2 protein-coding genes are annotated in these 1185 nt (G+C 34.6%); one reads left to right on the top strand and one right to left on the bottom strand.

The features are described from left to right. Positions 1-82: 82 nt before the first annotated feature. Entirely contained in the window at positions 83-751 is a 669-nt protein-coding gene (locus EDC41_RS13455) for an XRE family transcriptional regulator (protein WP_115262496.1), read from the bottom strand. A gap of 122 nt (positions 752-873) precedes the next feature. On the opposite strand from EDC41_RS13455, the gene EDC41_RS13460 reads away from it, so the two are divergent. Next, the gene (locus tag EDC41_RS13460; protein WP_075271704.1) at positions 874-1074 is read left to right on the top strand and encodes a YdaS family helix-turn-helix protein; all 201 of its coding nucleotides are present in this window, start codon (positions 874-876) and stop codon (positions 1072-1074) included. Positions 1075-1185 lie beyond the last annotated feature (111 nt).

Consider the following 1185-nt stretch of genomic DNA (forward strand, 5'->3'; position numbering starts at 1 on the left):
TAAATTCCGCCCAGTACGTTGCGTGATAAAATCCGCAAACTGTTCAGGTTTAATGCGTTTATTATTCATTTTAACTTCCTTTCTACCCAATAAAATTCAACTGTTGGCTTTGGTGGACTTTAACTTTGCCGTGAATGTATAGCTGTTCAAAATTCTCCTCAGTAATTCGCCATTCTTTATAGGTTGAATTATCTGAAATAACGATAAGGGCATCGCCAGCCATTTGTAAGCGTTTAACATACAGATGATTTTTATAGGTAAAGACATAAACACCATCACCATCAAAAGTAGTAATGTTAATATCCACAAAAATCATATCGCCTGAGGCAAAGGTTGGAGACATTGAATCGCCACGAATATTGATAACCCGAATGCTTTCCGGGTTCATTCCCCTAAAGTAGAGGTTAAATTGATACGGTACATAATAGAGTTTACTGACTACTTCAACCAAATCCCCTGTTGAGCCATTGCCTGCACTTGCTTCTACATCAAGCACATCTATCACAATACTTTTTTGATCTTCTTCATCTAAAGCTAAAGATGTATTAGGGCTTCCTTCTCCGGTTTGCAACCATTTGACATCAACACCTAATACATCAGCAATTTCAACAAGATAACGTGGTTTTTTAGTTTTATTGTTAATTAAATCACCTACAGCCATTGTTGAAATATTAAGTGCTTCAGCGATATCTTTTCGCTTTAACCCTTTTCTATCCATCTCTTTTTCAATGCGTTCGCCTAATGTAGTCATATTAAATCTCCAATTTGTTTGAACGAATTATTAAAGTTTACTTTAAAAACATCAACAAAATAAAACTTTACTTTATATAAAGATTTATTTATTATTCTTGCAATTTTTATCAGGAAATCTTTATGAATAAAGTAATCAGTAATGCAATTGAACTATGTGGCGGCAGAGATAAATTAGCAACAGCCTGCGGAGTTAGTGTAATGACTGTTGGTAATTGGGTTCGTGGATTTGGTATTAAAGCTAAGCATATTAAACCTATCTCTGATGCCACAAATGGAAAAATTTCAGTAGATGAAATTCTTCAGTCTTTATCTGAAGACTAATTTAACTTAAGAGGCTTGCAATGCCACGCAATGAATTAACAAAAAATGCAAGAGCGATTGTGGATTTGATTCATCGAAAATCCGCAACGGTGACGCATAAGAAACTAGCAA

Source organism: Mannheimia haemolytica, assembly GCF_004342115.1.
GTDB lineage: Bacteria > Pseudomonadota > Gammaproteobacteria > Enterobacterales > Pasteurellaceae > Mannheimia > Mannheimia haemolytica.

Excerpts from the sequence above, each read along its gene's own strand:
- EDC41_RS13455 (WP_115262496.1), bottom strand. The coding sequence starts at position 751 with ATGACTACATTAGGCGAACGCATTGAAAAAGAGATGGATAGAAAAGGG.
- EDC41_RS13460 (WP_075271704.1), top strand. The coding sequence starts at position 874 with ATGAATAAAGTAATCAGTAATGCAATTGAACTATGTGGCGGCAGAGAT.